This is a genomic window from Burkholderia sp. LMG 13014 (assembly GCF_905232215.1).
Taxonomy (GTDB): Bacteria; Pseudomonadota; Gammaproteobacteria; order Burkholderiales; family Burkholderiaceae; genus Burkholderia.
Map to the genome: position 1 here is coordinate 1 of NZ_CAJNKE010000281.1, position 7,576 is coordinate 7,576.

Annotated in this window: 7 protein-coding genes; 6 read left to right on the top strand and 1 reads right to left on the bottom strand. The window is 66.7% G+C overall.

Annotated features, from left to right (window positions below):
* Positions 1 to 47 precede the first annotated feature (47 nt).
* The 5 genes from JYJ84_RS23125 (at position 48) to JYJ84_RS23145 (ending at position 5,823) form a co-directional block, all read left to right on the top strand.
* Positions 48 to 620 carry a flavodoxin family protein gene (locus tag JYJ84_RS23125; protein ID WP_043185154.1) on the top strand — a complete coding sequence of 191 codons (573 nt, stop codon included), beginning with the start codon at positions 48 to 50 and terminating at the stop codon, positions 618 to 620.
* Positions 621 to 774: 154 nt separating this feature from the next.
* On the top strand, positions 775 to 1,725 hold the full coding sequence (gene argC, locus JYJ84_RS23130) for an N-acetyl-gamma-glutamyl-phosphate reductase (protein ID WP_174918426.1): 951 nt from the start codon (positions 775 to 777) through the stop codon (positions 1,723 to 1,725).
* A gap of 435 nt (positions 1,726 to 2,160) precedes the next feature.
* Positions 2,161 to 3,585: a DUF2957 domain-containing protein gene (locus tag JYJ84_RS23135; RefSeq protein ID WP_175223504.1), complete on the top strand. Its 1,425-nt coding sequence runs from the start codon at positions 2,161 to 2,163 to the stop codon at positions 3,583 to 3,585.
* 143 nt (positions 3,586 to 3,728) lie between these two features.
* Positions 3,729 to 4,970, top strand: coding sequence for a DUF2957 domain-containing protein (locus tag JYJ84_RS23140; protein ID WP_175223505.1), 1,242 nt, complete (start codon positions 3,729 to 3,731; stop codon positions 4,968 to 4,970).
* Between the two features lie 19 nt (positions 4,971 to 4,989).
* Positions 4,990 to 5,823 carry an OmpW family protein gene (locus JYJ84_RS23145; protein WP_122944175.1) on the top strand — a complete coding sequence of 278 codons (834 nt, stop codon included), beginning with the start codon at positions 4,990 to 4,992 and terminating at the stop codon, positions 5,821 to 5,823.
* A 184-nt stretch (positions 5,824 to 6,007) separates the two neighbouring features.
* Here the strand turns inward: JYJ84_RS23145 and JYJ84_RS23150 are convergent, their stop codons facing one another.
* Positions 6,008 to 6,937 carry a LysR family transcriptional regulator gene (locus JYJ84_RS23150; RefSeq protein WP_175223506.1) on the bottom strand — a complete coding sequence of 310 codons (930 nt, stop codon included), beginning with the start codon at positions 6,935 to 6,937 and terminating at the stop codon, positions 6,008 to 6,010.
* Between the two features lie 96 nt (positions 6,938 to 7,033).
* Between JYJ84_RS23150 and JYJ84_RS23155 the strand changes: the two genes are divergently transcribed.
* On the top strand, positions 7,034 to 7,576 hold a 543-nt coding region (locus JYJ84_RS23155), incomplete at its 3' end, for an MFS transporter (RefSeq protein ID WP_205189507.1).

Genomic DNA, 7,576 nt, shown 5'->3' on the forward strand with positions numbered 1-7,576 from the left:
GGCGCGCCTGCGGCCCGCCGTTCCCGTTCCTTTCCGGAGAACGCCTCATGTCGAACATCGTCATCGTCTATCACAGCGGCTACGGTCACACGCAGAAACTGGCCGAAGCCGTTCACACGGGCGCGCAGGACGCCGGCGCGACCGTGCGCCTGCTCGCCGTCGGCGACGTCGACGACGCGGGCTGGGCCGCGCTCGACGCAGCCGACGCGATCGTGTTCGGCGCGCCGACCTACATGGGCGGCCCGTCGGCGCAGTTCAAGCAGTTTGCCGATGCCACGTCGAAAGCGTGGTTCACGCAGAAATGGAAGGACAAGATCGCCGCGGGCTTCACGAACTCCGCGACGATGAACGGCGACAAGTTCTCGACGATTCAATATTTCGTCACGCTGGCGATGCAGCATGGGATGGTGTGGGTCGGCACGAGCCTGATGCCTGCCAACTCGAAGGCGGCCACGCGCAACGACATCAACTACCTGGGCGGCTCGACGGGCCTGCTCGCGCAGTCGCCGGCGGATTCGACGCCCGACGAGGGCCCGCTACCGGGCGACCTCGAGACCGGCAAGGCATTCGGCCGGCGCGTGGCCGAAGCGACCGCCCGCTGGGTCGCCGGCCGCAGCTGAGCACGCCCTGGCGCGCGCGCCTGCGGGCGTCAAAGGGACACAAGACGGCTCGCCGGCCGTCTTTTTTTCGCCCCGCGCGGTGCAGGCCCGCCGGATGACGTCTTAAAATGGTGGGTTCAGGGCGCGGGCCCCCGTTTCATTCAGTGAGAGCGAAATGAGCACCAAAGTTTTTGTCGACGGCCAGGAAGGCACGACCGGCCTCAAGATCTTCGAATACCTGTCGGCACGCAGCGACATCGAGATCCTGCGTATCGATGAAGCGAAGCGCAAGGACGTCGAAGAGCGCCGCCGCCTGATCAACGCGTCGGACGTCACGTTCCTGTGCCTGCCCGACGTCGCATCGCGCGAATCGGCGTCGCTGGTCGAGAATCCGAACACGACGCTGATCGACGCGAGCACCGCGTTCCGCACCAGCGCCGACTGGGCGTACGGCCTGCCGGAACTGACCCGCGCGCAGCGCGAGAAGATTCGCACGTCGAAGCGCATCGCGGTGCCGGGCTGCCACGCCTCGGCCTTCGTGCTTGCGATGCGTCCGCTCGTCGATGCGGGCATCGTCGCACCGACGTTCGCCGCGCACAGCTATTCGATCACCGGCTACAGCGGCGGCGGCAAGTCGATGATCGCCGACTACGAAAACGCGGCGCCGGGCGGCAAGCTCGCGAGCCCGCGCCCGTACGCGCTCGGCCTCACGCACAAGCACCTGCCGGAAATGGCCGCGCACACGGGCCTCGCGAACCCGCCGATCTTCACGCCGATCGTCGGTCCGTTCCTGAAGGGTCTCGCGGTGACGACCTACTTCACGCCCGAGCAGCTCGCGAAGCGTACGACGCCGCAGGACGTGCAGCGCGTGTTCGCCGAGTACTACGCGGACGAAGCATTCGTGCGCGTCGCGCCGTTCGATGCGGACGCGAACCTCGACGGCGGCTTCTTCGACGTGCAGGCGAACAACGACACGAACCGGGTCGACCTGTTCGTGTTCGGCAACGAAGAGCGCTTCGTCACGGTCGCGCGCCTCGACAACCTCGGCAAGGGCGCATCGGGCGCCGCGATCCAGTGCATGAACCTGAGCATCGGCGCGGCCGAGGACGCAGGTCTCAAACGCTGATTCAACATCGCATGCAATGCAAAGCCGGCCACTGGCCGGCTTTTTATTTACCCGTATCAGGCAATATATAAAAAATTCCGAACCGCGCATTTACAAATATTTACAAGCTTTCAATTGCGCGATTACCAGTGAATTAATCCCACCCCGTCTTTATCCAGTCAATCCCGAATAGGGATAAACCGGATACCGCCGCTTTAAACGCTGCCGTTATACGCAGGAAGGCTCTCCCCCGGCCTGTCCGGCGTCGCACATTCCCCACTCCGGCCACTTCCCGCAGCCCGTCGCACGTTTTAATTCTTACCGAATGCCCTGCCGGACAACGATTAAATACACGATGCCTGTTTCAATCGCCTTTTTTAGACGGGTTCATCAATTGACAGCAAAAATCAAGGCGGCGACATTAGCTCGCACAATTAAACGATTGGAGACAGCGGCATGTCGCACACCTTATCGAAGGGGGTGGCAACGGCCTTTGCCATTGCCCCTTTCCTGGTTGCATGTGGTGGGGGGGATTCCGGCGGCGCGGTCGCGCCGATCAACGCGCCCCAATGTTCCGGTTCCAGCTGCGGCACGCAAGGGCCGCCGCCGTCGCAGCCCGTCAACGGCTCGCTGTGCCCGGCCAACGCCGACATCGTGAAGAGCACGTATCTCGGCGGCGCCGGTAGCGGTGAGATCGTCAGCGTCAATATCGACGCGGTGGCGATGACCTACACGCTCAAGTGGCTCGAATCGCCGATTCCGCTCGCGACCGGCACGGTCACGCCGAGCCGCGCCGGCACGACCATCACCGGCGCGGTCATGCACCCGCCGGCCGGCACGCTGCCGACCGCCGAGCAGACGCGTTGCGCGTTCGTCCTGACACCGGGCACGGGCAAGGCGCCGAGCGGCGCCACGTACTCGACGGCGGCCGACTTCAACCAGGCGAACCCGCCGATGCTGCTGGTCGGCATGGGCGTCGCAGGCGGCGGCATTCCCGGTGCGACGATCCAGTACGACGGGCTGACCATCATTCCGGGCCTCGTGCAGAACGTCGGCCAGGTGCCGAACCGTCACTTCGATTTCTATCCGTTCCTCGGCTTCGCGAGCACGACGACGGACATCTCGAAGCTGCCGGGCACGTACAACGCGCTGATCTACCACCTCGTGCCGTCGGGCAACTACGCGACGAAGGGCACGAACTCGAGCGAGACGTTCGACGCGAACGGCGCGTGCACGTCGACGAGTTCGGGCGGCTGCCAGACGACCGGCAACCCGTGGACCGTGAACACCGCGAACGGCGGCTACTTCGACAGCACGAAGGCGCCGCAGACGCTGCCGCAAACGCAGCTGCCGATCGTCGGCGCGACCGGCAAATCGGCGACCGCACATATGGTGATCGGCCAGCTCAACGGCGCGACGGTGCCGGTGATCGTGCGTACGGGCAACGTGAACCTCGGCACGGCGCCGCTGCATACCGATGCGCAGGTCGACGACGAATCGGGCATCGCGGTGCTCGGCGCAGCGACGGCGATCACGTCGGGCACGATCGACGGCGGCTACGCGGGTGCGGACTCGAACTTCAAGTACACGGCGGCCCTGATCCGCGGCAGCAACGCGTCGTTCATCAATCCGAGCACGCAGGCGGAGGAAGACGGCTTCACGCTCGACTACGGCCAGGCGACGCCGGGCCTGCTGAACGCGACGACGACGCCGCCGAGCGGCTCGAACTACCCGTCCGCGTCGGGCGTCGTGATCGCGACGGGCGGGCTGTACGCGGCGCTGATCCAGGGCACGGTGAACGGCGGCGTCACGTCGACGTCGGCGAACTCGAGCACGTCGTCGACACCGTACTTCGGCGTAGGCGCGCAGATCAGCAAGTAGAGCGAACGAGGATGCGACGGCGGGCTGGCCGCCGTCGCGTAACGCACGAGCGCGCTCGGCACGGCGCAGGCAGGACGAGCACAACCAACAGAAGCGGCCGACAGGGAGCTGGCCGCCGCACAAGACAAATCTGGAGGAGCAACATGAAGCGCAACCTCATTCTGGCGGCGGCCCTTGCCGCCCCCCTTCTTTCTGCCTGCGGCGGCGGCGACAGCAATCCGCCCCCGCTCGTCGAAGACCGGCTCTGCCCTGCCTCGCTCGACTACAGCACCGTGTATACGGGTGGCGCGGGCAGCGGCGAACTCGCGAAGGTCCAGCTCGACACGACCAAGATGACCTGGCAGGTCACCTATGTCGAATCACCGGTACCGCAAACGACCGGCACCGTCGTGCCGACCCGCGCGGGCACCGTCGACAGCGGCACGCTCACGCAGGAAACGCTGCTGCCGACCAACAAGCTGAACCAGTGCGCGTTCCGCCTGAACGGCGCGAGCCTCGATCCGTCGCGCCCGGCGCGCATCTTCGTCGGCATGGGCGTCGCGGGCGGCACGATTCCCGGCAAGGAAATCCAGTTCAACGGCGTGCTCGGCCAGGCCGCGGTGCCCGACACGAAATTCCCGTACTACCCGTTCATCGGCTTCTCGTCGATCGAGACCGACATCACGAAGGTTGCGGGCACCTACAGTCACGTGGGCTTCGGTGAAGTGCCGTCGCAGAAATTCGCGCCGGCATCGATCGACGCGAAGGTAACGATCAACGCCGACGGCTCCTGGACCAAGTGCGACTCGACCGGCCAGTTCGCCGGTGGCGCGTGCACGCAGCAAGGCACGAACTTCGTGCAGTCGGCGGACGGCAGCGGCGCGTTCCAGTCGAACAACTACGCGAGCCAGCTGAAACCGACGCTGTCGGCGACACCGCAGGGCAAGGGCTTCATGATCGTCGGCAAGCTGCGCAACCAGCTCGTGCCGATCCTCGTGCGCACGGGCGTCGCGAACCCGAACCCGACACCCAACAGCAACGGCGTGCCGGGCCTCACCGCCGACGACGAATCGAGCATCTCGATCCTGGCGCCGCAGACGACCATCGCGGTCGGCTCGCAGAACGGCGAGTACATCGGCGTCGACAGCCAGTTCGACTACCGCACCACCGCGCTGACCGACAAGCAGGCCACGCTGCTCGATCCGTTCAATGCGTCGCAGGCGTCGCTCGCTACCGCACTCGACCTCGACTACACGCAGGCGGTGCCGGGCACGGTCACGACGATCCACACGGGTGCCAGCAGCACGACGCCGACCGGCAAGTTCATCTTCACGGGTGGCGTGTTCGGCTTCCTCGACAACGCCGGATCCACGCCGTATTTCACGATCGGCGCATTCGTCCAGTAAGCGGAGGGGGGAAGCCGTGATGAAGAAAACCCTTCTCTGCGCGGCGGCCGGCGCCGCCGTGCTGGCGCCGCTCGCGGCGCACGCACAGAGCGCCGGCAGCAACGTCGTCACGCTGGGCTGGTTCCACGTGATGCCGCAGCAGAGCAGCACGCCGATGACGACCAACGTCGCGCCGACGCCGATCAACACGCCGCTGCGGCTGCCGCCGTCGTTCACGTCGCCGGGCACCGGGCTGCACACGAGCGGCGCCGACACGGTCGGCCTGACGGTCAGCCACTTCCTGACCGACCACATCGCGGTGACGTCGGTGGCCGGCGTGCCGCCGGTGTTCAAGGTGTCGGGCCAGGGCACGATCAAGCCGCCAGGACCTGCCGGCGCGCTCGGCACGCAGAACATCGGGCTGGCGTCGGTCAACCCGATCGTGAAAAGCGTGCGGCAGTGGAGCCCGGCGATGCTGCTGCAGTACTACTTCGGCGCGGCAACCGCGAAGTTCCGGCCGTTCCTCGGCCTCGGCGTGTCGTACAACTGGTTCAGCGACCTGCAGCTCAACACGAACTTCATCAAGCAGACGCAGGACAACCTCGGCGCGATTCTCGCGGCAGGCGCGGGCAAGCCGGGTACGACATCGGTGGAAGCGAAGGCGTCGGCGTCATGGCAGCCGGTGTTCAACGCGGGCCTGCAGTACAACATGACCGAGCACTTCGGGCTGATCGCGTCGGTGACGTACATCCCGCTGAAGACGACGTCGACGGTGACGATCAAGGCGGCCGACGGCACCGTGCTCTCGGAGTCGAAATCGGACCTGAAGGCCGACCCGCTCATCAGCTACGTCGGGATGACGTACAAGTTCTGAGCGCCGCGACGGACGACGAATGGAAGGCCGCGACAAAATCGCAGGCAAAAAAAAGCCCGCCTAAGAGGCGGGCTGAATCCATATCAGAGGAGACATGGAGGAGACAGGTGCAACTATAGCGAATCGGTTTCCGCATTGCAACATTTCCGTAGAGAAAATAAGGATTTTCCCTCGAATGCTGCCTCTAGACCGCCTTCACTGCATCTGACCCCACCATGTTTACCCGGTCGAGCACTTCGCCCAGCGCATCGCGCAGCAGCGCGACAGGCCGCACCAGACGGCCCGGCAGCGCGCCGTGCACGATCCACACGTTGATCCGCGTCTCCAGCCCCACCGTTTCCACCACCCTCAGCGCATCGCGATGCGCGCTGCGCGCCAGCGCGTTCGGCGCGGCGATGCCGATGCCCGCGCCGCGTGCGACGAGCGACAGCTGCAGCTCCGAGCCGAACGCCTCGACCGCAACGTCGAACGGCAGCCCGGCCGCGCCGAGCGTGCGGCTCAGTGCCGACCGCATCCCGCAGCCGTCCTGGCTCAGCACCCACGGAAAACCCGACAGCGTATCGATCGACAGCGGACCGTCCGGCAGCGGATAGTCGCGCGCGGCAACGAGCACCGTCGGCTGCGTGCCGAGCAGCGTCGACGCGAACGCGTCGGGCAGGGCCGCACTGGCCGGCACCATCACGGCCGCGACGTCGAGCGCACCGCGCTCGACGCCCTGCATCAGCGCCGGCGACCAGCCGGCCGTCACCCGCAGCGTGAGGCGCGGAAACGCGTCGCGCAGCCGGTCGATCGGCTGCTCGAGCGCCAGCTCGGACAGGAACGGCGGCACGCCGATGCGCAGCTCGCCCGACGGCTCGCTGTCCGGTGCGCCCGCCGCCATCAGTTCGTCGACCGCGCCCAGCACGTTGCGCGCGAGCGCGTAGACGTCGCGCCCGGCGGCGGTCGGCTTCAGCGGCTTGCTTTGCCGGTCGAGCAGCGGCATGCCGAGCAGCGTTTCGAGGTTCTGCACGCGCCGCGTCAGGCCCGGCTGCGTCAGGTGGAGCTTCGCGGCCGCGGCGACCATCGACCCGCTGTCGACCACCGCGACGAATGCCTGGAGATCACGCGTATTCAAAACAAACTCGCATAATCATGTTAGAGATATTTCAATTGTCGCATAAACATCAGGCACCTACGATGGGGACTCCTTCGACTCACCGCCAGGTTTCCGATGAACTGCCCCGCCAACCGTTGCCCCGCCGCCGTTCGCACACCCGCCGGCTCGCCGCCCGCGCTGAGCGCGGGCATGACGCTGTTCTTCGCCGCGACAGTCGGCGTGATCGTGATGGACCTGTTCGCCGCGCAACCGCTGACGGGCCCGATCAGCGCCGACCTGCACCTGCCGCCCGGCCTGACCGGCCTCGTCGCGATGCTGCCGCAGCTCGGCTACGCGGCCGGGCTCGTGCTGCTCGTGCCGCTGGTCGACCTGCTCGAGAACCGCCGCCTGATCGTCGTGACGCTGGCCGCGTGCGCGGCCGCGCTCGCGCTGCCCGCGTTCACGCGCTCGGGCACCGTGTTCCTGCTGGCGACGCTCGTGGCCGGCGCCGCGTCGAGCGTGATCCAGATGCTCGTGCCGATGGCCGCGTCGATGGCACCCGAGGCGCAGCGCGGCCGCGCGGTCGGCAACGTGATGAGCGGGCTGATGCTCGGCATCCTGCTATCGCGGCCGCTCGCGAGCCTGATCGCGGGATCGGCCGGCTGGCGCGGGTTCTAC